Below are 22,704 nucleotides of genomic sequence, written 5' to 3' on the forward strand. Positions count from 1 at the left end.
AAATGATCCGAGGTGTTGCATGTCCGAGCTATCCGAAGCGCGCATCCCCGACGCACCCGCCATTCAGCGTTTACCCCTTTTGCAACTGATCCTGGTTGGCCTGCAACACGTTCTGCTGATGTACGGCGGAGCCATCGCGGTGCCGCTGATCATCGGACAGGCCGCAGGCCTGAGTCGTGAAGAAATCGCCTTCCTGATCAACGCCGACCTGCTGGTGGCCGGTATTGCCACCATCGTCCAGTCCCTCGGCATCGGCCCCTTGGGTATCCGCATGCCGGTGATGATGGGCGCCAGTTTTGCTGCAGTCGGCAGCATGGTTGCCATGGCCGGCATGCCCGGCATCGGCCTGCAAGGAATCTTCGGCGCCACCATCGCCGCCGGTTTCTTCGGCATGATCATCGCGCCGTTCATGTCCAAAGTCGTACGCTTCTTCCCACCGCTGGTGACCGGCACGGTCATCACCTCGATCGGTTTGTCGCTGTTCCCCGTAGCGGTGAATTGGGCCGGCGGCGGCGCTCAGGCCGCGCAATTCGGTTCGCCGATCTACCTGACCATTGCTGCGCTGGTGCTGGGTACCATTTTGTTGGTGCATCGTTTCATGCGTGGTTTCTGGGTCAATATTTCCGTACTGATCGGCATGTGCCTGGGCTACGTGCTCTGCGGCCTGATCGGCATGGTCGACCTCAGCGGCATGGCCAATGCGCCCTGGCTGCAATTCGTCACCCCGCTGCACTTCGGCATGCCCAAATTCGAACTCGCCCCGATTCTCTCGATGTGCCTGGTGGTGGTGATCATTTTCGTCGAGTCCACCGGGATGTTCCTCGCCCTGGGCAAGATCACCGGCCAGGAAGTCTGCCCGCGCATGTTGCGTCGCGGCTTGCTGTGCGATGCCGGCGCCTCGTTCTTCGCCGGCTTCTTCAACACCTTCACCCACTCCTCCTTCGCCCAGAACATCGGCCTGGTGCAGATGACCGGCGTGCGCTGCCGCTCGGTGACCATCGTTGCCGGTGGCTTGCTGATCGTCCTGAGCCTGCTGCCCAAAGCGGCGTTCCTGGTGGCCTCGATTCCGCCAGCGGTACTGGGCGGCGCGGCGATTGCGATGTTCGGCATGGTGGCCGCCACCGGCATCAAGATTCTTCAGGAAGCCGACATCGGTGACCGCCGCAACCAGCTGCTGGTGGCGGTGAGCATCGGCATGGGCCTGATCCCGGTGGTGCGTCCGGAGTTTTTCGCCCACCTGCCCGTATGGATGAGCCCGATCACCCACAGCGGCATCGCCATGGCCACTCTCAGCGCCCTGACGTTGAACCTGTTGTTCAACATTCTTGGCGGCGCCGAACGCGCTGCCGCCAACTGCCACGCCCACTGACAGGTAAAGACACCACAGAACCTGTGGGAGCGAGCCTGCTCGCGAAGAGGTCGTCACATCCAACATCAATGTTGACTGGCAAACCGCTTTCGCGAGCAGGCTCGCTTCCACAGGTCGGGGACTGCCTGCGCCTGAAAAATAAAAACAAGAAGGAGCAACAGATGATTCGGACACAGACAAACATACTGTTGGGCGGTGGGCTTCTGGCCGCGACCCAGGCCATGGCCGGCGATCTGCTGCTGTGGCAAACCAACAGCCTGAGCTATCTGTACGGCAAGGATTTCGCGGTCAATCCGCCGATCCAGCAGACGATCACCTTCGAACACGCCGACCGCTGGAAGTACGGCGATAACTTCCTGTTCGTCGACAGCACCTACTACAACGGCGCGCAAGACCGGAACAAAGGCGTTCACGCCTACTATGGCGAATTCAGCCCGCGTCTGTCCTTCGGCAAAATCCTCGACCGCCGTTTCGAATTCGGCCCGATCAAGGACGTGCTGCTGGCCATGACCTACGAGAATGGCGAAGACGACAGCGAGGCTTACCTGATCGGTCCCGGTTTTGATCTCAAGGTGCCCGGCTTCAACTTTTTCACCCTGAACTTCTACAACCGCCACACCGAAGGCTCGCGTCCCGGCGATGATGTCTGGCAGATCACCCCGGCCTGGTCCTACACCCTGCCATTGGGCAATTCGAGCCTGTTGATTGACGGCTACATCGACTGGGTCGTGGACAACGACCAGAACGCCCATGGCACCTATCACGCCAACCTGCACTTCAACCCGCAGGTCAAATACGACCTGGGCAAGGCCTTGGGCTGGCGGGAGAAACAGGTGTATGTCGGCGTCGAATACAGCTACTGGAAAAACAAGTACGGCATTGAAGACAGCACCCGGCTGGACACCAATGAGAGCACCACCAGCCTGCTGGTGAAGGTGCATTTCTAAGATGACCCGCAACCGCGCTTCAAACCTGTCGTCGGTGCGCTGTTGCGGGGCACTTGAGACCTGGCCAAGGAGTCAGTATTCTCCGCGGCCGCCTGAATCCGCTTTAAAAAAAAGCCCGGATTTAATTCCTGACCAGAAAGCCAACTTATCCCGGCGCTGGACGGTACCAAGGCATCCCCAAAACCCTCTCAATCGACTGTTGCAGAGCAGCCGAACGGGAGTTTTTTTGTTTTCAGAAAACCTTGGCGCAGCACTTGCTGACAGCACTCAAGCTGACCGAATGGAAGATTTTTTACAGCTACAGGAAAAGACGCCACACCAGAGCGTCGACCTTAAAAAAAAACGTGAAACCACTACTTTTTGGGAGCAACCGAATGAAACGCACGTGCACTAGCCTGATGCTCGCGGGATCCATGCTGGCAGGGGGCCAGGCCATGGCCGGCGACTTGCTGCAATGGCAGAACAACAGCCTGACCTACCTGTATGGCAAGGACTTCCAGGTCAACCCACGCATCCAGCAGACAGTGACCTTCGAACACGCCGATGGCTGGAAATACGGCGACAACTTCTTCTTCGTCGACAAGATCTTCTACAACGGCAAGCCAGACGCCTTCGCGGGTAATAACTCTTACTACGGCGAATTCAGCCCGCGCCTGTCGTTCGGCAAGATCTTCGATCAGAAGCTGGAATTCGGCCCGGTCAAGGACGTCCTGCTGGCCATGACCTATGAGTTCGGCGAGAACGACACCGAGTCGTACCTGATCGGTCCAGGCTTCGACCTGGCCATCCCGGGCTTCGACTACTTCCAGTTGAACTTCTACAACCGTCACACCGAAGGCAGCCGCCCGGGCGACAACATCTGGCAGGTCACGCCGGTCTGGTCCTACACCATTCCGGTGGGCGACTCGAGCATCCTGATCGACGGTTTCATGGACTGGGTGGTTGACAACGACGTCAACAAAAAAGGCGAATACCACGCCAACCTGCACTTCAATCCGCAGATCAAGTACGACCTGGGCAAGGCGCTGAATCTGGGTGAAAAGCAGTTGTACGTCGGTGTCGAATACGACTACTGGAAAAACAAGTACGGTATCGAAGACAGCCAGGGCTTCAAGACCGATCAGAGCGCGACCAGCTTACTGGTCAAGGTTCACTTCTGATTCGGCGGCGTCTGTAAGGACGCCATCGCGAGCAAGCTTTGCTCCCACAGGTTTTATATTGTTCGCCACTTATGCGAACGACACAAAACCTGTGGGAGCAAAGCTTGCTCGCGAATGCCGCACCGTCAATCTCAAGCCGAAACCGCCAATCCCAGAAACCGGCACAACTCATCCTTCTTGGCCAACGCATCCCGCCGCCCAAGATCAATCAACTCGCTGCAATATCCCGCCTCGAACAACAGATAACTCAACACCCCCGCCCCACTGGTCTTGGTCGCCCCTGGCCCGCGCAAAAACAATCGCAGCGCCGCCGGCAATTCCTGGCGATGGCGTGCGGCAATCTCGTCGATCGGCTGACTCGGCGAAATCACCAGCACCTCCACCGGCGCCACACCCAGCGTGCGGATCGGTGTGCCATCGGGCATGAGGCGACTGAACTGATTCAAGCGCTGCAACAACTCGATGTCGCTTTCCAGGCTGTCAATGAACGTACTGTTGAGCATGTGCCCACCGATTTGCGCCAGGGTCGGTTGCTGACCGGTGTACGCGCGCTGCAACGGCTGCTCCGGATCGATGCCCCTCGGGTTGCCACTGACCCCCACCACCAACACACGACTCGCCCCCAGGTGCAGTGCCGGGCTGATCGGTGCCGATTGGCGCACCGCGCCATCACCGAAATACTCTTCGCCGATTTTCACCGGGGCAAACAACAGCGGAATGGCCGAACTGGCGAGCAGATGTTCAACGGACAACTGGGTAGGAACGCCAATTCGTCGATGGCGCAACCAGGCGTCAATGGTGCCTCCGCCCTGATAGAACGTCACCGCCTGACCGGATTCGTAACCAAACGCTGTGACGGCCACTGCGTGTAACTGCTTTCGAGCGATGGCCTCTGCAATACCGGTCATGTGCAACTTGTGGTTGAGCAAATGGCGCAGTGGCGTGCTATTGAGCAACGCCACCGGGACCTGAGCGCCAAGGCCCAGCAGGCTGTGACCGACAAATCGACTGGCCTGCTGGATCACTCCGGGCCAGTCACTGCGCAATACCAGATGACTGCGAAAGCCCTGCCAGAAGGCCGTGAGCCGTTCGATGGCCGCGCGAAAATCCATCGCCCCGCTGGCCAGGCTGACGGCATTGATCGCACCGGCCGAGGTGCCGACGATCACCGGAAACGGATTGTCCGCACCCAATGGCAAAAGCTCGGCAATCGCCGCCAGCACACCGACCTGATAGGCCGCCCGAGCCCCGCCGCCGGAAAGAATCAACCCTGTGACCGGTTCAGCGGGATTCATATACAACGCTCCATGCTCTTTGATGGGGACCTTCCCTTGTAGGAGCGAGCTCTGCTCGCGATGGTCGTCAATGATAACGCTAGCAGCCTGACACCCCGCGGCGTTCTCGAGTCCATCGCGAGCATGCTCGCTCCTACAGGGTTCGATTGATCAACCGCGCTTGGCGTACAACTTCGGCTCGCCGGGTGGGCGGCTCTTGAAGCGACGATGGGCCCAGAGGTATTGCTCCGGACACTCGCGCAACACGCCTTCGACCCACTGATTGATGCGCAGGCAGTCTTCTTCCTCGGTTTCCCCCGGGAAGCCTTCGAGCGGCGCATGGATCACCAGGCGATAACCGCTGCCATCCGCCAGGCGTTCCTGGGTGAATGGCACCACCAGCGCCTTGCCCAGCCGAGCAAACTTGCTGGTGGCGGTGACGGTCGCGGCCTGAATGCCGAACAGCGGCACGAAAATGCTTTGCTTGGCGCCGTAGTCCTGATCCGGTGCATACCAGATCGCCCGGCCCGAGCGCAGCAATTTGAGCATGCCACGCACGTCTTCTCGCTCCACCGCCAGTGAATCGGCATTGTGCCGCTCGCGACCACGACGCTGGACATAGTCGAACAACGGATTCTTGTGCTCGCGGTACATGCCGTCGATGGTGTGCTGCTGGCCAAGCAGTGCGGCGCCGATTTCCAGGGTGGTGAAATGCACCGCCATCAGAATCGCGCCCTTGCCTTCGCGCTGGGCCTGCTGCAAATGCTCCAGCCCTTCGACGTGGGCCAGCTTCGCCAGGCGCTCACGGGACCACCACCAGCTCATGGCCATTTCGAAAAAGGCAATGCCGGTGGAAGCGAAGTTTTCCTTGAGCAGACGCTTGCGCTCGGCAGCGGTCTTTTCAGGGAAGCACAGCTCCAGATTGCGCTTGGCGATGCGCCGTCGGTCGCCGGCCACCCGATACATCAAGGCACCCAGCGCACGGCCGATCCACAGCAATACCGGATACGGCAACTGGACAATCAGCCACAACAGCCCAAGGCCCAGCCACAGCGGCCAGAAACGTGGAGACAGAAAGGTTGTTCGAAAACGCGGGCGATCCATTAAAGCTTCCGAAAAGACAATGGCCGCGCATTCTACATCGTTCGACCCGGCTTGCGGCCCGCGGGCGTTCTCGTTATAAGTCTCGGCACTTTTAGTGACAAGTCGTTGTATGCCGACCATGAGCCAAACCGAACCGCTAGACCAAGATCCCGTGTTCCAGCTGAAGGGCAGCATGCTCGCCATTACGGTGCTGGAACTGGCCCGTAACGACCTCGAAAGCCTCGATCGGCAATTGGCCGCCAAGGTCGCCCAGGCACCCAACTTTTTCAGCAATGCACCGCTGGTACTGGCCCTGGACAAGCTGTCGCCCAACGAAGGCGTGGTCGATCTGCCGGGCCTGATGCGCGTCTGCCGCCAGCACGGCCTGCGCACCCTGGCGATCCGTGCCAGCCGTATCGAAGACATCGCGGCTGCCATCGCAGTCGACCTGCCGGTGCTGCCACCGTCCGGCGCCCGTGAGCGCCCGCTGGACCTGAATGAAGGCGTCGTTGCGAAAAAACCGGAAAAGCCGCCGGAACCGACGATCAAACCGACAAAAATTATCACTTCGCCAGTACGTGGCGGCCAGCAGATTTATGCCCAGGGCTGCGATCTGGTGGTGATTTCCTCGGTCAGCCCGGGGGCGGAACTTCTCGCCGATGGCAACATCCATGTATACGGCCCCATGCGTGGTCGTGTGCTGGCCGGGGTCAAAGGCGATACGAAAGCCAGGATTTTCTGTCAGCAAATGAGCGCTGAACTGGTCTCCATTGCCGGTCATTACAAGGTGTCCGAAGATCTGCGTCGCGACCCTTTATGGGGTTCAGGCGTTCAGGTCAGCCTGTCGGGCGATGTGTTGAACATCATTCGGCTTTAACGGATACTGCCGCATTTTCCAAACATCTCTAAAACGTAGCGAAAACGGCTCAAACGAAGTAGGAAACAGGCCAAAAGCAGTGTTTACCGGGGGTAAACGCCGCCAAGAACCGAATTCCAGCCAAGGCTGTCCGACTGCAGTAGTTTTCAAGAGATGTTTTTCAGGGGCTAAAAGTCCTTTTTCCTTAGGGGTGAAACACCTTGGCCAAGATTCTCGTGGTTACATCCGGCAAGGGTGGTGTGGGTAAGACCACCACCAGCGCCGCTATCGGTACCGGCCTCGCTCTGCGCGGTCACAAAACAGTTATCGTCGACTTCGACGTCGGTCTGCGTAACCTCGACCTGATCATGGGTTGCGAGCGCCGCGTGGTGTACGACTTCGTCAACGTCGTCAACGGCGAAGCCAACCTGCAACAGGCCCTGATCAAAGACAAGCGCCTGGAAAACCTCTATGTACTGGCCGCCAGCCAGACCCGCGACAAAGACGCACTGACCGTCGAGGGCGTGGAAAAAGTCCTGATGCAACTCAAGGAAGACTTCGAGTTCGTAGTCTGCGACTCCCCGGCGGGCATCGAGAAAGGCGCCCACCTGGCCATGTACTTCGCTGACGAAGCGATCGTGGTGACCAACCCTGAAGTGTCTTCGGTTCGTGACTCCGACCGCATGCTCGGCCTGCTGGCCAGCAAGTCCCGTCGCGCCGAGCGCGGCGAAGACCCGATCAAGGAACACCTGCTGATTACCCGTTATCACCCGGAACGTGTGAGCAAAGGCGAAATGCTCGGCGTAGAAGACGTCAAGGAAATCCTCTCGGTGGCGCTGCTCGGCGTGATCCCTGAATCCCAGGCGGTGCTCAAGGCATCCAACCAGGGCGTTCCGGTGATCCTCGACGACCAGAGCGATGCCGGCCAGGCCTACAGCGATACCGTTGATCGCCTGCTGGGCAAGACCGTGGACCATCGTTTCCTCGATGTACAGAAGAAGGGATTCTTCGAGCGCCTGTTTGGAGGCAACTAAGCAATGAACCTTTTTGACTTCTTTCGTGCCAACAAAAAGCAAAGCACCGCGTCGGTAGCGAAAGAGCGTCTACAGATCATCGTGGCGCACGAACGCGGCCAACGCAGCACCCCGGACTACCTGCCGGCCTTGCAGAAGGAGCTGGTCGAGGTGATCCGCAAGTACGTCAACATCGGGTCCGATGACGTGCACGTCGCACTGGAAAGCCAGGGCAGCTGCTCGATTCTGGAACTCAACATCACCCTGCCAGATCGCTGAGTCGATCCGGCGGGAGCCACGGCGGTTCAGGCTGTCTGCACTCTGTGGGAGCAATGCTTGCTCCCACAGAGCGGGGGGCCTGAACCGCCGTTGGCGTTTGTTACGAGGCTGTTTTAATGCCGTTGTCCAACGTCCACATCATCCATCAGGACGCCGCCGTGCTGGTGGTGAACAAACCGACCCTGTTGCTCTCCGTCCCTGGCCGGGCCGATGACAACAAGGACTGCCTGATCACCCGCCTGCAAGAAAACGGCTACCCGGAAGCAAGAATCGTCCATCGGCTGGATTGGGAAACCTCCGGCATCATCCTGCTGGCCCGTGATCCCGATACGCACCGCGAACTGTCCCGGCAGTTTCACGACCGCGAGACCGAAAAGGCCTACACCGCACTGTGCTGGGGTCAACCCGAGCTGGACAGTGGCAGCATCGACCTGCCTTTGCGCTACGATCCGCCGACCAAGCCGCGCCATGTGGTGGACCATGAATTCGGCAAACATGCCCTGACGTTCTGGCGCGTGCTGGAGCGTTGCGGCGACTGGTGCCGCGTGGAGCTCACGCCGATCACCGGCCGCTCGCACCAATTACGTGTACACATGCTGTCCATCGGCCACCCATTGCTGGGCGACGGGCTCTATGCCCACGAACAGGCCCTGGCGGCCTGGCCACGCCTGTGCCTGCACGCCAGCATGCTCACCTTCACTCATCCCCAGACCGGCGAACGCCTGCGTTTCGAGTGCCCTGCACCGTTTTAACGGTCAACACAATAAAAACTGTGGGAGCGAGCCTGCTCGCGAAGGCGGAGTGTCAGTCGACATCAATGGTGACTGACACTCCGCCTTCGCGAGCAGGCTCGCTCCCACAAGGGGTCTTCTCAAGATTTAATCTCGGCGGCATCCCCACCATCAGCCCACCGCCAATTCTCCAACCAATACGTTAAACTGGCGTCATTGCTGTCTGGAGCTACTTATGCGCGAAGAGTTGAACCAAGGCCTGATCGACTTCCTCAAGGCCTCCCCTACCCCGTTCCATGCCACCGCCAGCCTTGTTCAACGTCTGGAAGCGGCGGGCTATCAGCGTCTCGACGAGCGCGAGCCGTGGAATACCGAAGCCAATGGTCGCTACTACGTCACCCGTAACGACTCTTCGATCGTCGCGATCAAGATGGGCCGCCACTCGCCGCTGCATGGCGGGATCCGCCTGGTCGGCGCCCACACCGACAGCCCGTGCCTGCGGGTCAAGCCTCAGCCGGAACTGCAACGCCAGGGCTTCTGGCAACTGGGCGTGGAAGTCTATGGCGGCGCCCTGCTGGCACCGTGGTTCGACCGCGACCTGTCCCTGGCGGGGCGCGTGACCTTCCGCCGTGACGGCAAGGTCGAAAGCCAGTTGATCGACTTCAAGGCACCCATCGCGATCATCCCCAACCTGGCCATCCACCTCAATCGTGAAGCCAATATGGGCTGGGCGATCAATGCCCAAACCGAACTGCCACCGGTGCTCGCGCAATTTGCCGGCGACGAGCGCGTGGATTTCCGCGCGGTGATCACCGATCAACTGGCCCGTGAACATGGCCTGAATGCCGACGTGGTGCTGGATTACGAGCTGAGTTTCTACGATACGCAGAGCGCAGCGGTGATAGGCCTGCATGGTGACTTCATCGCCGGCGCACGCCTGGACAACCTGCTGTCGTGCTACGCCGGCCTGCAAGCGCTGCTGACTGCCGAGACCGACGAAACCTGCGTACTGGTCTGCAACGATCACGAGGAAGTCGGTTCGTGCTCGGCTTGCGGGGCCGATGGCCCGATGCTCGAGCAGACGCTGCGTCGCCTGTTGCCCGAAGGTGATGAGTTCGTGCGCACCATTCAGAAATCCCTGTTGGTCTCGGCCGACAATGCCCACGGCGTGCACCCCAACTACGCTGACAAGCACGACGCCAACCATGGCCCGAAACTCAACGCCGGCCCTGTCATCAAGGTCAACAGCAACCAACGCTACGCCACCAACAGCGAAACCGCCGGGTTCTTCCGTCACCTGTGCATGGCCGAAGAAGTGCCGGTGCAGAGTTTCGTGGTACGCAGCGACATGGGCTGCGGCTCGACGATCGGCCCGATCACCGCCAGCCACCTGGGTGTGCGCACCGTGGACATCGGCCTGCCGACCTTCGCCATGCACTCGATCCGCGAACTGTGCGGCAGCCATGACCTGGCACATCTGGTCAAAGTGCTGAGCGCCTTCTACGCCTGCCGTGAGTTGCCGTAAACCTTAAAAAAGCTTCGCGAGCAGGCTCGCTCCCACAGTTGAAATGCATTCCAATGTGGGAGCGAGCCTGCTCGCGAAGACGGCAGCACAGCCAATACCAACTCATGATGTTGGTAACTCATTTCTGATACACCTTTGCACCGCCCACCCAATTCCCACCTAGACTTCAACTACTCCCCCTGACAAGGCAGTCACCATGATTTCGATGTCCTCCTTCCACGGCATGCTGATCCCGATCCTCGCCGGGATGATCCTGCTGGCAATCGGCTTCAACTTTCGCGACAAGAACGCCGGCGTATTCGCCATGTGGATCGGCATGCTGTTGATCCTCGCCACCGTGGTGTTCAAGATCCTCGCCAAACTCAACGAATAAATCCTCCCCCGACTCGCATTGAATTTGACGGGCTCGTACACTCGGTCGACCCGCTCACCCCGAGGTTGACCGCCCAGTGTTCGCTCGTCTTTTTGCCTTGCCGTGTTTTTTCCTCATCTGTCTGATGACGCTGCTGCCGATAGTGCCAGCCCAGGCGGCCGGTTTGCCGAGCCTTCTCAACAGTTCGGCGAAAGCCCAGCCGGAGGCGCAGGAACCCCTCGGTCAATCCCTCGACGAAGTGATCAAGTCCCTGGAAAACGATCAACAGCGCACCAAGCTGCTGGCGGATTTGAAGAAACTGCGCGATGTCACGAAAAAGGCCCAGCCGACCACCGAAGAAGGCGTGCTGGGCCTGATCGGCGGCACCCTGGCCAGTTTCGAAAAACAGTTTTCCGGTGCCGACAGCCCGATCACGCGCTGGTCCGACGAATTCAACCTGGCCAGGGACGAACTGATCGAGCTGGTGCTGCCAGCCAACGAATGGCTGCCGATCATTTTCGCCTTCGCCATGATTTTGATGGTCTGGAGCCTGCTGGCGGCCGCGTTGATCTGGCTCAGCCATCGGGTACGCATGCGTTTCGGCCTGACCGAAGAGCTGCCGCAACATCCCAGGGCCCTGGACATGCTGCGCTTCGCCCTGCGCAAGCTCGGACCATGGCTGATCGCCCTGGTCATCACGGTGTACATGAGCTACGCCCTGCCATCGTCGCTGGGTAAAAGCCTGGCCATGGTGCTGGCGTATGCGCTGGTGGTGGGCACCTGTTTTTCCGCAGTCTGCGTCATCGCCTTTTCCCTGCTCGACGGTCCGCACCGTCACCGGGCCTTGTACATCCTGCGCCATCAGGCCTTTCGGCCGCTGTGGCTGATCGGCAGCTTTGCCGCGTTCGGTGAAGCCCTGAACGACCCACGCCTGATCGAAAGCCTGGGCGTGCATCTGGCGCACTCCGCCGCCACGGTGGCCAACGTCCTGGCGGCGCTGTCCACGGGGCTGTTCATCCTGCGCTTCCGGCGCCCGGTCGCGCATCTGATCCGCAACCAGCCACTGTCACGACGCCTGACCCGCCGCGCCCTCAGCGACACGATCGAAATTCTCGGCACCTTCTGGTTCGTGCCGGCGTTGGTGTTGGTGGGCATTTCGCTGTTCGCCACCTTCGTTTCGGCCGGCGATACCAGCACCGCCCTGCGTCAGTCTCTGATCTGCACCGTGCTGCTGGTGTTGTGCATGGTCATCAACGGCCTGGTGCGCCGCCATGCCCTCAAGCCACAACGCGGCGTGAAGCGCCACGCGCTGTACTCCGAACGCCTGAAAAGCTTCTTCTACACCCTCGCGCATCTGCTGGTCTGGCTGGCGTTCATCGAACTCGGCCTGCGGGTCTGGGGTATGTCGCTGATCAGCTTCACCGAAGGCGAAGGCCATGAAATCAGCGTCAAACTGTTCAGCCTCGGCGGCACGCTGATCTTCGCCTGGCTGATCTGGATCCTCAGCGACACTGCCGTGCACCACGCCCTCACCCGCTCGCGCAAAGGCCTGGCCAACGCCCGCGCACAGACGATGATGCCGCTGATCCGTAACGTACTGTTCGTGGCGATCTTCATCATTGCGCTGATCGTCGCCCTGGCGAACATGGGCATGAACGTCACGCCGCTGCTGGCCGGTGCCGGCGTGATCGGCCTGGCCATCGGTTTCGGCGCACAATCGCTGGTGGCCGACCTGATCACCGGCCTGTTCATCATCATCGAAGACTCCCTGGCCATCGACGACTACGTGGATGTCGGCGGGCACCTGGGCACCGTCGAAGGCCTGACCATTCGCACCGTACGCCTGCGGGACATCGACGGCATCGTCCACACCATTCCGTTCAGCGAAATCAAAAGCATCAAGAACTACTCCCGGGAATTCGGCTACGCGATCTTCCGGGTCGCCGTACCGGCCAGCATGGACATCGACAACGCGATCAAACTGATGCGCGAAGTCGGCCAGAAAATGCGCACCGACCCACTGCAACGGCGCAACATCTGGTCGCCGCTGGAGATTCAGGGTGTGGAAAGTTTCGAATCCGGCAACGCGATTCTGCGCGCCCGCTTCAAGACCGCGCCGATCAAGCAGTGGGAGGTTTCACGGGCGTTCAACCTGTCGCTGAAACGGCATATGGACGAAGCGGGGATGGACCTGGCGACGCCAAGGATGAGCGTGCAGGTCATCACCGCCGGTGGTGGCCCGCAGAAGGAATAGCACCACGGCCTTTGTGGGAGCAAAGCTTGCTCGCGATAGCATCGACGCAATCCTTCGATAGACCGCGGCACCTGCATCGCGAGCAAGCTTTGCTCCCACAGAAAGTCAAAAGCTCAGACCACATCCACCCCGACATGAATCGCATCATGCCGCCAAAACTCCAGGTCACAGTCGATCAAGCGCTCATGCTGATCATAATTGACCCGCGCAATGCGCAATCCCGGGCTCCCCACCGACACCCGTAACGCCGCCGCCGCATCGACCGATAACGCCGTCGGCACGATCTCGAAACGCACCCGCCCGTAGTGCAGATCGTAGTGCCGCGCATACAACTCGGTGATCGACTGATTCAAATCGAACTCCAAAATCCCCGGAAAATACTGCGGGTTCAGGTAGTGCTCCACGTACAACACCAGTCGCCCGTCGATGCGTCGTGAACGGCAGATCTGAATCACGCTCGACAGCGCCGGCAACTGCAACCAGGCACAGACCGCCGCCGACGCCGGTTGCAAACGCGCAGAAATCACCTCGGTGGAGGGCACTCGCCCCTGGGCGCTGACCATCGCGTGAAAGTGACTGCGCTGCATCAGGTTATAGGCCAGGCGCGGTGGCGAAACGAACCAGCCACGTCGCTCCTCGCGATAAATCTGCCCCTGAGCCTCCAGTTGCAACAACGCCTCGCGCACAGTGATCCGTGTGGTCCCGAATAACTCACTGAGCTTGCGCTCGGCGGGCAATTTGCTTCCGGGCGCGAGCAACCCGTGATCGAGCTGCTCCTGAAGCACCTGGCCAATGGCTGTCACCGCTTTTGTTGCCTCATCACGCATCAACGTTACCTATCTGGACTAGACCAGCACTGTTTCGGGGCAGAACCGCACGACTAATCGGCTCGATCAACATCCTGCAAGCGTAGGCAGTGCACATGACTGAGCGATGACAAGCGACCGAACGGTTACGCCAACAAATCAATAAAAATCGTGCAATACCTCGGCCAAGTCCTTGTACGGCGGGCCTTCGATGATGGTCTACGCTTATCAGGCACCCTCCAATACCGGGCAAATTAACGTTCAGCCGGTCGACGAACGACATCAAAGTGTCATCGAGCCCCCTTAGATTGGCTCAGGTATTGCTGACCTAGACCAACACAACCGCAATCGCAGCGTTGAAAACGCCCATAGGAGCTTCGGAATGAAAAAGCTTTTCCTGGCATCACTGTTAGGCTCGACCATTGCCATGTGCACCGCCGCCATGGCGGCTGATGATTTGAAAACCCTTGAAGCCGCTGCGAAAGCGGAAGGCGCGGTCAACAGTGTCGGCATGCCCGACAACTGGGCAAACTGGGCAGGCACCTGGGAAGACCTGGCCAAGACCTATGGTTTGAAACACATCGACACCGACATGAGCTCGGCTCAGGAAATCGCCAAGTTCGCTGCTGAAAAAGATAATGCCAGCGCCGACATCGGCGACGTCGGTGCAGCCTTCGGCCCGATCGCGGTGAAACAGAACGTTACGCAGCCCTACAAGCCATCCACCTGGGACCAGGTGCCTGCCTGGGCTAAAGACAAGGACGGTCACTGGGCCCTGGCCTACACCGGCACCATCGCTTTCATCGTCAACAATAAGTTGTTGCACGGTTCCGAAGCCCCCACCAAGTGGGCTGACCTCAAGGACGGCAAATACAAGGTGTCCATTGGCGACGTGAGCACCGCCGCCCAGGCCGCCAACGGCGTACTGGCCGCCGCACTGGCCAACGGTGGCGACGAGAAGAATCTGAAGCCTGCATTGGAACTGTTCGCCGACATCGCCAAGCAGGGCCGCCTGTCGATGGCCAACCCGACCATCGCCACCATGGAAAAAGGCGAGATCGAAGTCGGCGTGGTCTGGGACTTCAACGGCCTGAGCTACAAGGCCAAGATGGCCAATCCGGATGACTACACCGTACTGATTCCATCCGACGGCTCGGTGATTTCCGGCTACACCACCATCATCAACAAATACGCCAAGAACCCGAACGCCGCCAAGCTGACGCGTGAGTACATCTTCAGCGACGCCGGCCAGATCAACCTGGCCAAAGGCAACGCCCGTCCGATCCGCGCCGAGCACCTGACCCTGCCGGCCGATGTCCAGGCCAAGCTGCTGCCTAACGAGCAGTACAAAAAGGTCACGCCGATCAAGGACGCGGATGCCTGGGAAAAAACCTCCAAGGCACTGCCTCAGAAGTGGAACGAAGAAGTCATCGTAGAAATGAAGTAATGCTTCATCTGTAGGAGCAAAGCTTGCTCGCGATGCAGGCAACTCGGTCTATCCGATAGACCCGAGGTGATGCCATCGCGGGCAAGCCTTGCTCCCACAGGTTTCATCGATCCCTCTGTTTTTGGAGTCACCGCCCCTATGAAGCACAATGTCATCCTTGTCGTGCTCGACGGCCTCAATTACGAAGTCGCGCGCCACGCCATGGGGCACCTGCAGGCTTACGTCGGCGCAGGACGCGCAGCGCTCTACAAACTGGAGTGTGCATTGCCGGCCCTGTCCCGACCGCTTTACGAATGCATCCTGTCCGGCGTCACGCCGATCGACAGCGGCATCGTTCATAACAACGTCTCGCGCCTGTCCAACCAGCGCAGCATCTACCACTACGCCACCGACGCCGGCCTGAAGACCGCGGCAGCGGCGTATCACTGGGTCAGTGAGTTGTACAACCGCTCGCCATTCGTGGCGGCCCGGGATCGTCACACCGACGACCCTGCCCTGCCAATCCAGCACGGGCATTTCTACTGGAGCGATCACTACCCCGACTCGCACCTGTTCGCCGACGCCGAAAACCTGCGCCTGCGCCATGCACCGAATTTCCTGCTGGTGCACCCCATGAACATCGACGACGCCGGGCACAAGCACGGTCTCGACACCCCGCAATACCGCAACAGCGCCCGCTCGGCGGACATCATCCTCGCCGACTACCTGCAAGGCTGGCTCGACGCCGGTTATCAGGTGCTGGTGACCGCCGACCATGGCATGAACAACGACCGCTCCCATAACGGCCTGCTGCCTGAAGAACGCGAAGTGCCGCTGTTCGTGCTCGGCGATGCCTTCAGCTTCAATGCCGGCGCCGCACCGAAACAGATCGAAATCTGCGGCACCGTCTGCGAGTTATTGGGCGTACCCCACGACAAACCCGTATGCCGGGAGCTGCTCAAGTGACCTCCATGACGCGCGGCAGATGGCTGGCAGCCTTGTGCCTGGTACCCTTCGCCCTATTCTTTATCGTGTTCGAAATCGCCCCGCTGGTGTGGGTGATGATCAACAGCCTGGAATCGGAAGAGTTCGGCTGGGGCCTGGCGAACTTCACCAGGATCTTCAATTCGAAGTTCTATCTCCAGGCGATCCAGTACAGCCTCGAGATCAGTTTCTGGTCGAGCGTGTTCGGCATCATCATTGCCGTGCTCGGTGCCTACTCCCTGCGCCGGGTCGACTCGAAACTGCGCAACTTCGTCAACGCCTTCGCCAACATGACCAGCAACTTCGCCGGCGTGCCCCTGGCCTTTGCGTTCATCATTTTGCTGGGCTTCAACGGCACCTTCACCATCATGCTCAAGCAGGCCGGGATCATTCAGGACTTCAACCTGTATTCGAAAACCGGAGTGATCATTCTCTACACCTACTTCCAGATTCCCCTGGGCGTGTTGCTGCTTTACCCGGCCTTTGATGCCTTGCGCGAAGACTGGCGCGAGTCAGCCGCGCTGCTCGGCGCCAACGGCTGGCAGTTCTGGCGCCACATCGGTCTGCCGGTGCTGACCCCGGCCCTGCTTGGCACCTTCGTGATCCTGCTGGCCAACGCACTCGGCGCCTACGCCACGGTGTATGCCCTGACCACCGGCAACTTCAACGTGATGCCAATCCGCATCGCGGCGATGGTTTCGGGTGACATTTCCCTGGACCCGAACCTGGCCAGCGCCCTGGCTGTGGTGCTGGTGGCGTTGATGACCCTGGTGACCATCGTGCATCAACTGCTGTTGAAGAGGAGCTACCATGTCTCGCGCTGAATTGGGGCCCGCCGGTATCTACCATCGGGTAGTGGTCTATCTGCTGTTTGCCATCCTGTTATTGCCGTTGCTCGGCACCTTTATCTACTCGATTTCCAGCAGTTGGTCGGCCACCATCCTGCCCAGCGGTTTCAGCACCAAATGGTACTTGCAACTCTGGAGCGATCCGCGCTTCCTGAGTGCTTTCGGCCAATCTCTAGTGGTTTGCATCGGTGCGCTGATACTGTCGGTGGTGCTGATTCTGCCGTTGCTGTTCGTGGTGCATTACCACTTCCCGAAACTCGATGCGCTGATGAACATCCTGATCCTGCTGCCCTTCGCCGTACCGCCGGTGGTGTCGTCGGTGGGGCTGTTGCAACTCTACGGATCCGGGCCGTTCGCCATGGTCGGCACGCCGTGGATCCTGATCGGTTGCTACTTCACCGTGGCGCTGCCGTTCATGTACCGGGCGATCACCAACAACCTGCAAGCGATCAACCTGCGCGACCTGATGGACGCCGCCCAACTGCTCGGTGCCAGCACCTTCCAGGCAGCGCTCCTGGTGGTGCTGCCGAACCTGCGCAAGGGCTTGATGGTGGCCTTGCTGCTGTCGTTCTCGTTCCTGTTCGGCGAGTTCGTGTTCGCCAACATCCTCGTCGGCACCCGCTACGAAACCTTGCAGGTCTATCTCAACAACATGCGCAACAGCAGCGGCCACTTCACCAGTGCGCTGGTGATTTCCTACTTCTTTTTCGTGCTGGTTCTGACCTGGGCGGCCAATATCTTGAACAAGGACAAAAGCGAATGAGCTATGTCAGCGTCCAACATCTTAAAAAGGACTACGCGGGCACCACGGTGTTCAGCGACATCAATTGCGAAATTCAAAAGGGTGAGTTCGTCACCTTGCTCGGCCCGTCCGGTTGCGGCAAATCCACGCTGCTGCGTTGCATCGCCGGCCTGACCTCGGTGGATGGCGGCAAGATCCTGCTCGATGATGCCGATATCGTGCCGTTGAGCCCGCAGAAACGCGGGATCGGCATGGTGTTCCAGAGTTACGCGTTGTTCCCCAACATGACCGTCGAGCAGAACGTCGCTTTCGGCCTGCGCATGCAGAAGGTCAACGCCGACGATAGTCAGAAACGTGTCGCCGAAGTGCTGAAACTGGTGGAGCTGCATGATTTTGCCGCCCGCTATCCGCATCAACTGTCAGGCGGCCAATGCCAGCGCGTTGCCCTCGCCCGTTCGCTGGTGACCCGACCACGCCTGTTGTTGCTGGATGAACCGCTGTCGGCCCTCGATGCGCGAATCCGCAAGCACCTGCGTGAACAGATCCGTCAGATCCAGCGCGAACTGGGCCTGACCACCATTTTCGTCACACACGATCAGGAAGAAGCCCTGACCATGTCTGACCGGATTTTCCTGATGAATCAGGGAAAAATCGTACAGAGCGGCGACGCCGAAACCTTGTACACCGCCCCCGTGGATGTGTTCGCCGCCGGATTCATTGGTAATTATAACCTGCTGGATGCCGAGAGCGCGACGAAACTGCTGCAGCGGCCGGTCAATCATCGTATTGCGATTCGCCCGGAGGCCATCGAATTGAGCCTGAACGGCGAACTCGATGCACAAGTGCGCAGCCACAGCCTGCTGGGTAACGTGATTCGTTACCGGATCGAAGCCCGGGGCGTGGAATTGGTGGTGGACGTACTCAACCGCTCGGCCAGCGATCTGCACCCCGATGGTCAGCGCCTGGCACTTTCCATCGATCCGACTGCCCTGTGTGAGGTAGCCTGATGCCCTTGCTGATGTTGAAGAGAGAACTGCACTGATGGCCCTGGCAATTTTTGATCTGGACGAAACCCTGATCCACGGCGATTGCGCCTCGCTGTGGAGTGAGCAAATGGTCCGCCTCGGCTGGGTCGATGGCGAATCCTTCCTGCGACGCGACAAGGAATTGATGGACGCCTACGGCAGGGGCCATCTGGCCATGGAGGATTACATGGCATTCAGCCTCGAACCGTTGATCGGTCGTACGCCGGCCGAAGTCGATCACCTGGTCGGTCCGTGGGTAGAAGACTTCATCGAACCGATCATCTTCAGCGACGCCACCAAAGCCATCGCCGCCCACCGCAAGGCGGGCGACCGCATTCTGGTGATCTCCGCCTCGGGCACGCACCTGGTCGGACCGATTGCCGAGCGCCTGGGCATCGACGAGATTCTCGGGATCGAACTGGAAGTGGCGCACGGGGTTTATACCGGCAACACCGTCGGCACCCTGACCTACCGCGAAGGCAAGATCACCCGATTGCTGGAGTGGCTGGATGCCGAAGAGGAAAACCTGGAGGGCGCGAGTTTCTATTCAGACTCGCGCAATGATCTGCCGTTGTTGCTGAAGGTGGATTTCCCGCATGTGGTCAATCCGGATCCGGTGTTACGCGAGCAGGCGGAAAAAGCCGGCTGGCCGATCCATCTCTGGAAATAACCCGGATCCCCTGTGGGAGCGAGCCTGCTCGCGAAAGCGGTGTATCAGTCAACACATCTGTTGCTGAAAATCCGCCTTCGCGAGCAGACTCGCTCCCACAGGTTTTGCGTTGTCAGGTCAGGCTTTCGTCAATCAGGAGCACCAGTTTCCCTGCCACCGTATTGCTCGCCAACTCCGCAAACGCCGCCTCGGCATCCTTGATCGGAAAGGCCTTGGCCAGTTGCGGGCTCAGGCGTTTTTCGGCAAACAGCGGCCAGACATGCTGGCTCAGATCGCTGAACAGATCCGCCTTGAATTGATCGTCACGGCTACGCAAGGTCGAACCCAGCAATTGCACACGCTTGGCCAACACCTGTGCCAGGTCCAGCCTGGCCTCGCGGCCGCCCATCAGGCCGATCAACACCCAACGACCGTCACCGGCCAGCAGTTTCAGGTTCAGCGCCGCATAGCTGCCACCCACCGGATCGAGGATGACATCGAACGGCCCCAGATCGCTCAGGCTCTCCAGATCGTCGGTGCGCACCACCCCGCCCTGGGCTCCGAGCGCTTCGCAGTAGGCCAGGCGCTCGGCGGAGCCGACGCTGACCCAGCACGGGTTACCAAACGCCTTGCACAGCTGAATGGCCGCTGAACCGATTCCACTTGCGCCGGCGTGCAACAGAACTTTCTCACCCGGCTTGAGCGCAGCGAGTTGAAACAAATTCAACCAGACAGTGGCATACACTTCCGGCAGCGCGGCGGCTTCGGCCAACGACATTTCGTCGGGTACCGGCAACACATGCCGTCCGTCGATAACCACCTCTTGGGCCATCCCGCCCCCGGCCAGCAAGGCGCAAACCCGATCCCCTACCTTCCACGAAGCGCCCGGACCGACCTCGCTGATCACCCCGGAGCACTCTAGACCGAGCACTTGGCTGGCCCCCGGCGGCGGTGGATAAAGACCGGCTTTCTGCAACAAATCGGCACGATTGAGGCCCGCAGCCGCCACGCGAATGCGAACTTGTCCTACATCACAAGCAGGACTCGGCTCTTCAACCCACTCCACTTGACCGTCAACGCCTTGCAATGCTTTCACAGTGCCTCCATAGTGAGTCTGGACTGAGCCCGAAGCGGTAGCGCCGGGCTTTTTGCATTATGCGACCGGCCCTTGTGGAACCGGCGACTTCAAAGACGGCCTAATATGCGTTATCAATTGTCCCCGCGTCGAATCAACATGAAGCGTTTGTTCCCCAGCACCGCCCTCGCCCTTTTCATCGGTATCGGCCTTTTGCCGCTGTCCGGCAGTTCATTCGCAGCCAATAGCTGGGACAAGCTTCAACCCGATCGCGACGAAGTCATCGCCAGTCTGAATGTCGTGGAGTTGCTCAAGCGCCACCACTACAGCAAACCACCGCTCGATGACGCGCGCTCGGTGATCATCTACGACAGCTACCTCAAGCTGCTCGACCCGTCGCGCAGCTACTTCATGGCCAGCGACATTGCCGAATTCGACAAGTGGAAGACCCAGTTCGACGACTTCCTCAAAAGCGGCGACCTCAACGCCGGGTTCACCATCTACAAGCGCTACCTGGACCGCGTCAAGGCGCGTCTGGACTTCGCCCTTGCCGAGCTGAACAAGGGCGTCGACAAAATCGACTTCACCACCAAGGAAACCTTGCTGATCGATCGCAAGGACGCCCCTTGGCTCAAATCCACCGCGGAACTCGACGACCTGTGGCGCAAGCGCGTCAAGGATGAAGTCCTGCGGATGAAGATCGCTGGCAAGGATTCCAAGCAAATCCAGGAAACCCTGACCAAGCGTTACAAGAACCAGTTGGTGCGTCTGGACCAGACCCGCGCGGAAGACATCTTCCAGGCGTACATCAACACCTTCGCCATGTCCTACGACCCGCACACCAACTACCTGTCGCCGGATAACGCGGAAAACTTCGACATCAACATGAGCCTGTCCCTGGAGGGCATCGGCGCCGTGTTGCAGAGCGATAACGATCAGGTGAAAGTCGTGCGCCTGGTGCCGGCAGGCCCGGCGGACAAGACCAAGCAGGTCGCTCCGGCCGACAAGATCATCGGCGTTGCCCAGGGCAACAAAGAGATGGTCGACGTGGTGGGCTGGCGCCTGGACGAAGTGGTCAAGCTGATCCGCGGCCCGAAAGGCACCGTGGTGCGCCTGGAAGTGATCCCGGCCAGCAATGCGCCGAACGACCAGACCAGCAAGATCGTGCCGATCACCCGCGAAGCGGTGAAGCTTGAAGACCAGGCCGTGAAGAAGTCGGTACTCAACCTCAAGCAGGATGGCAAGGACTACAAGCTCGGCATCATCGAGATCCCGGCCTTCTATCTGGACTTCAAGGCGTTCCGAGCCGGCGACCCGGATTACAAGAGCACCACCCGTGACGTCAAGAAGTTGCTGACCGAGTTGCAGAAAGACAAGGTCGACGGCGTAGTCATCGACCTGCGCAACAATGGCGGCGGCTCCTTGCAGGAAGCCACCGAGCTGACCAGCCTGTTCATCGACAAAGGGCCGACCGTGCTCGTGCGTAACGCCGATGGCCGTGTCGATGTACTGGAAGATGAAAACCCGGGCGCGTTCTACAAAGGCCCGATGGCATTGCTGGTGAACCGCTTGTCCGCCTCGGCTTCGGAGATTTTTGCCGGCGCCATGCAGGACTACCACCGCGCACTGATCATCGGTGGCCAGACCTTCGGCAAAGGCACCGTGCAGACCATTCAGCCGCTGAACCATGGCGAACTGAAACTGACCCTGGCCAAGTTCTACCGGGTTTCCGGCCAGAGCACCCAGCACCAGGGCGTACTGCCGGACATCGATTACCCGTCGATCATCGACACCAAGGAAATCGGCGAAAGCGCCCTGCCGGAAGCCATGCCGTGGGACACCATCAAAGCGGCCATCAAGCCTGCGCTCGATCCGTTCAAGCCATACATCACCCAGCTCAAGTCCGAGCATGACGTGCGCACGGCCAAAGACGCGGAGTTCGTGTTCATCCGCGACAAACTGGCCCTGGCGCAGAAGCTGATGACGGAGAAAACCGTCAGCCTCAACGAGGCCGACCGTCGTGCCCAACACGCCGACATCGAAGCCAAGCAACTGGCCATGGAGAACATCCGTCGCAAGGCCAAGGGCGAAGAGCCACTCAAAGAGCTGAAGAAAGAAGACGAAGACACCCTGGCGGCCGAGCCGGACAAGACCAAGCCGGAAGACGATGCCTACCTGAGCGAGACCGGGCGCATTCTGCTGGACTACCTCAAGCTCAACACCGCGGTGGCCAAGCATTAAGAGGTTACAAGCCAGATGATGGCAATTTAATGCTGAAGCTCCCCGGAGCTTCATCAAACAGTCAT

Annotated in this window: 22 protein-coding genes; 18 read left to right on the forward strand and 4 right to left on the reverse strand. The window is 59.7% G+C overall.

The window, feature by feature from the left end; translation table 11 throughout:
• The first annotated feature begins 19 nt into the window (after nucleotides 1-19).
• The 4 genes from LAB08_RS22110 (at nucleotide 20) to LAB08_RS22125 (ending at nucleotide 3,476) form a co-directional block, all read left to right on the forward strand.
• Nucleotides 20-1,369 carry a nucleobase:cation symporter-2 family protein gene (locus LAB08_RS22110; protein ID WP_096509705.1) on the forward strand — a complete coding sequence of 450 codons (1,350 nt, stop codon included), beginning with the start codon at nucleotides 20-22 and terminating at the stop codon, nucleotides 1,367-1,369.
• A gap of 161 nt (nucleotides 1,370-1,530) precedes the next feature.
• Entirely contained in the window at nucleotides 1,531-2,316 is a 786-nt protein-coding gene (locus tag LAB08_RS22115) for an outer membrane protein OmpK (protein WP_096509704.1), read from the forward strand.
• A gap of 1 nt (nucleotide 2,317) precedes the next feature.
• Entirely contained in the window at nucleotides 2,318-2,710 is a 393-nt protein-coding gene (locus LAB08_RS22120) for a hypothetical protein (RefSeq protein ID WP_217910635.1), read from the forward strand.
• Complete coding sequence (locus LAB08_RS22125) at nucleotides 2,691-3,476, forward strand: outer membrane protein OmpK (protein ID WP_096509703.1); 786 nt, start codon at nucleotides 2,691-2,693, stop codon at nucleotides 3,474-3,476. Before LAB08_RS22120 ends, LAB08_RS22125 begins: the two co-directional genes overlap by 20 nt.
• A 131-nt stretch (nucleotides 3,477-3,607) precedes the next feature.
• On the opposite strand, the gene LAB08_RS22130 is transcribed toward LAB08_RS22125, so the two are convergent.
• Both LAB08_RS22130 and LAB08_RS22135 read right to left on the reverse strand, forming a co-directional pair.
• Complete coding sequence (locus tag LAB08_RS22130) at nucleotides 3,608-4,771, reverse strand: patatin-like phospholipase family protein (protein ID WP_096509702.1); 1,164 nt, start codon at nucleotides 4,769-4,771, stop codon at nucleotides 3,608-3,610.
• Between the two features lie 150 nt (nucleotides 4,772-4,921).
• Nucleotides 4,922-5,854 carry a lipid A biosynthesis lauroyl acyltransferase gene (locus tag LAB08_RS22135; RefSeq protein WP_096509701.1) on the reverse strand — a complete coding sequence of 311 codons (933 nt, stop codon included), beginning with the start codon at nucleotides 5,852-5,854 and terminating at the stop codon, nucleotides 4,922-4,924.
• A 118-nt stretch (nucleotides 5,855-5,972) separates the two neighbouring features.
• Here LAB08_RS22135 and minC point away from each other — a divergent pair, with 118 nt between their 5' ends.
• The 7 genes from minC to LAB08_RS22170 all read left to right on the forward strand — a co-directional run bounded on the left by minC (nucleotide 5,973) and on the right by LAB08_RS22170 (nucleotide 12,843).
• Nucleotides 5,973-6,710: a septum site-determining protein MinC gene (minC, locus tag LAB08_RS22140; protein ID WP_096515242.1), complete on the forward strand. Its 738-nt coding sequence runs from the start codon at nucleotides 5,973-5,975 to the stop codon at nucleotides 6,708-6,710.
• A 200-nt stretch (nucleotides 6,711-6,910) separates the two neighbouring features.
• On the forward strand, nucleotides 6,911-7,723 hold the full coding sequence (gene minD, locus LAB08_RS22145) for a septum site-determining protein MinD (RefSeq protein ID WP_060541535.1): 813 nt from the start codon (nucleotides 6,911-6,913) through the stop codon (nucleotides 7,721-7,723).
• A 3-nt stretch (nucleotides 7,724-7,726) separates the two neighbouring features.
• On the forward strand, nucleotides 7,727-7,981 hold the full coding sequence (gene minE, locus LAB08_RS22150) for a cell division topological specificity factor MinE (RefSeq protein ID WP_007974947.1): 255 nt from the start codon (nucleotides 7,727-7,729) through the stop codon (nucleotides 7,979-7,981).
• 116 nt (nucleotides 7,982-8,097) lie between these two features.
• Nucleotides 8,098-8,733, forward strand: a complete 636-nt coding sequence (locus LAB08_RS22155; protein ID WP_008017695.1) for an RluA family pseudouridine synthase — start codon at nucleotides 8,098-8,100, stop codon at nucleotides 8,731-8,733.
• Nucleotides 8,734-8,947: 214 nt separating this feature from the next.
• Nucleotides 8,948-10,237: a M18 family aminopeptidase gene (locus LAB08_RS22160; protein ID WP_096509700.1), complete on the forward strand. Its 1,290-nt coding sequence runs from the start codon at nucleotides 8,948-8,950 to the stop codon at nucleotides 10,235-10,237.
• A 196-nt stretch (nucleotides 10,238-10,433) separates the two neighbouring features.
• Nucleotides 10,434-10,610: a hypothetical protein gene (locus LAB08_RS22165; RefSeq protein ID WP_172901572.1), complete on the forward strand. Its 177-nt coding sequence runs from the start codon at nucleotides 10,434-10,436 to the stop codon at nucleotides 10,608-10,610.
• Between the two features lie 76 nt (nucleotides 10,611-10,686).
• Entirely contained in the window at nucleotides 10,687-12,843 is a 2,157-nt protein-coding gene (locus tag LAB08_RS22170) for a mechanosensitive ion channel family protein (RefSeq protein ID WP_096509699.1), read from the forward strand.
• Between the two features lie 113 nt (nucleotides 12,844-12,956).
• On the opposite strand, the gene LAB08_RS22175 is transcribed toward LAB08_RS22170, so the two are convergent.
• A complete protein-coding gene (locus LAB08_RS22175; RefSeq protein WP_096509698.1) occupies nucleotides 12,957-13,670 on the reverse strand; it encodes a UTRA domain-containing protein in 714 nt (237 codons plus the stop codon).
• Nucleotides 13,671-14,031: 361 nt separating this feature from the next.
• Between LAB08_RS22175 and LAB08_RS22180 the strand changes: the two genes are divergently transcribed.
• The 6 genes from LAB08_RS22180 to LAB08_RS22205 all read left to right on the forward strand — a co-directional run bounded on the left by LAB08_RS22180 (nucleotide 14,032) and on the right by LAB08_RS22205 (nucleotide 19,344).
• Nucleotides 14,032-15,096 carry an ABC transporter substrate-binding protein gene (locus LAB08_RS22180; RefSeq protein ID WP_096509697.1) on the forward strand — a complete coding sequence of 355 codons (1,065 nt, stop codon included), beginning with the start codon at nucleotides 14,032-14,034 and terminating at the stop codon, nucleotides 15,094-15,096.
• 138 nt (nucleotides 15,097-15,234) lie between these two features.
• On the forward strand, nucleotides 15,235-16,041 hold the full coding sequence (locus LAB08_RS22185) for an alkaline phosphatase family protein (RefSeq protein ID WP_096509696.1): 807 nt from the start codon (nucleotides 15,235-15,237) through the stop codon (nucleotides 16,039-16,041).
• Between the two features lie 5 nt (nucleotides 16,042-16,046).
• On the forward strand, nucleotides 16,047-16,883 hold the full coding sequence (locus LAB08_RS22190; RefSeq protein ID WP_172901571.1) for an ABC transporter permease: 837 nt from the start codon (nucleotides 16,047-16,049) through the stop codon (nucleotides 16,881-16,883).
• The gene (locus tag LAB08_RS22195) at nucleotides 16,870-17,670 is read left to right on the forward strand and encodes an ABC transporter permease (protein ID WP_096509694.1); all 801 of its coding nucleotides are present in this window, start codon (nucleotides 16,870-16,872) and stop codon (nucleotides 17,668-17,670) included. Before LAB08_RS22190 ends, LAB08_RS22195 begins: the two co-directional genes overlap by 14 nt.
• Nucleotides 17,667-18,656, forward strand: coding sequence for an ABC transporter ATP-binding protein (locus LAB08_RS22200; RefSeq protein WP_096509693.1), 990 nt, complete (start codon nucleotides 17,667-17,669; stop codon nucleotides 18,654-18,656). Before LAB08_RS22195 ends, LAB08_RS22200 begins: the two co-directional genes overlap by 4 nt.
• 34 nt (nucleotides 18,657-18,690) lie before the next feature.
• Nucleotides 18,691-19,344, forward strand: coding sequence for an HAD family hydrolase (locus tag LAB08_RS22205; protein ID WP_096509692.1), 654 nt, complete (start codon nucleotides 18,691-18,693; stop codon nucleotides 19,342-19,344).
• Nucleotides 19,345-19,456: 112 nt separating this feature from the next.
• Here LAB08_RS22205 and LAB08_RS22210 read toward each other — a convergent pair whose 3' ends face one another.
• Nucleotides 19,457-20,419, reverse strand: coding sequence for an NAD(P)H-quinone oxidoreductase (locus tag LAB08_RS22210; protein ID WP_096509691.1), 963 nt, complete (start codon nucleotides 20,417-20,419; stop codon nucleotides 19,457-19,459).
• 138 nt (nucleotides 20,420-20,557) lie between these two features.
• On the opposite strand from LAB08_RS22210, the gene LAB08_RS22215 reads away from it, so the two are divergent.
• Nucleotides 20,558-22,639 carry a carboxy terminal-processing peptidase gene (locus LAB08_RS22215; RefSeq protein ID WP_172901570.1) on the forward strand — a complete coding sequence of 694 codons (2,082 nt, stop codon included), beginning with the start codon at nucleotides 20,558-20,560 and terminating at the stop codon, nucleotides 22,637-22,639.
• Nucleotides 22,640-22,704 lie beyond the last annotated feature (65 nt).

The organism is Pseudomonas izuensis (assembly GCF_002356535.2).
GTDB classification, from domain to species: Bacteria; Pseudomonadota; Gammaproteobacteria; order Pseudomonadales; family Pseudomonadaceae; genus Aquipseudomonas; species Aquipseudomonas izuensis.

Coding starts and splice junctions, on each gene's coding strand:
- LAB08_RS22110 (WP_096509705.1), top strand. CDS start 20: ATGTCCGAGCTATCCGAAGCGCGCATCCCCGACGCACCCGCCATTCAG.
- LAB08_RS22115 (WP_096509704.1), top strand. CDS start 1,531: ATGATTCGGACACAGACAAACATACTGTTGGGCGGTGGGCTTCTGGCC.
- LAB08_RS22120 (WP_217910635.1), top strand. CDS start 2,318: ATGACCCGCAACCGCGCTTCAAACCTGTCGTCGGTGCGCTGTTGCGGG.
- LAB08_RS22125 (WP_096509703.1), top strand. CDS start 2,691: ATGAAACGCACGTGCACTAGCCTGATGCTCGCGGGATCCATGCTGGCA.
- LAB08_RS22130 (WP_096509702.1), bottom strand. CDS start 4,771: ATGAATCCCGCTGAACCGGTCACAGGGTTGATTCTTTCCGGCGGCGGG.
- LAB08_RS22135 (WP_096509701.1), bottom strand. CDS start 5,854: ATGGATCGCCCGCGTTTTCGAACAACCTTTCTGTCTCCACGTTTCTGG.
- minC (WP_096515242.1), top strand. CDS start 5,973: ATGAGCCAAACCGAACCGCTAGACCAAGATCCCGTGTTCCAGCTGAAG.
- minE (WP_007974947.1), top strand. CDS start 7,727: ATGAACCTTTTTGACTTCTTTCGTGCCAACAAAAAGCAAAGCACCGCG.
- LAB08_RS22155 (WP_008017695.1), top strand. CDS start 8,098: ATGCCGTTGTCCAACGTCCACATCATCCATCAGGACGCCGCCGTGCTG.
- LAB08_RS22160 (WP_096509700.1), top strand. CDS start 8,948: ATGCGCGAAGAGTTGAACCAAGGCCTGATCGACTTCCTCAAGGCCTCC.
- LAB08_RS22165 (WP_172901572.1), top strand. CDS start 10,434: ATGATTTCGATGTCCTCCTTCCACGGCATGCTGATCCCGATCCTCGCC.
- LAB08_RS22175 (WP_096509698.1), bottom strand. CDS start 13,670: ATGCGTGATGAGGCAACAAAAGCGGTGACAGCCATTGGCCAGGTGCTT.
- LAB08_RS22180 (WP_096509697.1), top strand. CDS start 14,032: ATGAAAAAGCTTTTCCTGGCATCACTGTTAGGCTCGACCATTGCCATG.
- LAB08_RS22185 (WP_096509696.1), top strand. CDS start 15,235: ATGAAGCACAATGTCATCCTTGTCGTGCTCGACGGCCTCAATTACGAA.
- LAB08_RS22190 (WP_172901571.1), top strand. CDS start 16,047: ATGACGCGCGGCAGATGGCTGGCAGCCTTGTGCCTGGTACCCTTCGCC.
- LAB08_RS22195 (WP_096509694.1), top strand. CDS start 16,870: ATGTCTCGCGCTGAATTGGGGCCCGCCGGTATCTACCATCGGGTAGTG.
- LAB08_RS22200 (WP_096509693.1), top strand. CDS start 17,667: ATGAGCTATGTCAGCGTCCAACATCTTAAAAAGGACTACGCGGGCACC.
- LAB08_RS22205 (WP_096509692.1), top strand. CDS start 18,691: ATGGCCCTGGCAATTTTTGATCTGGACGAAACCCTGATCCACGGCGAT.
- LAB08_RS22215 (WP_172901570.1), top strand. CDS start 20,558: ATGAAGCGTTTGTTCCCCAGCACCGCCCTCGCCCTTTTCATCGGTATC.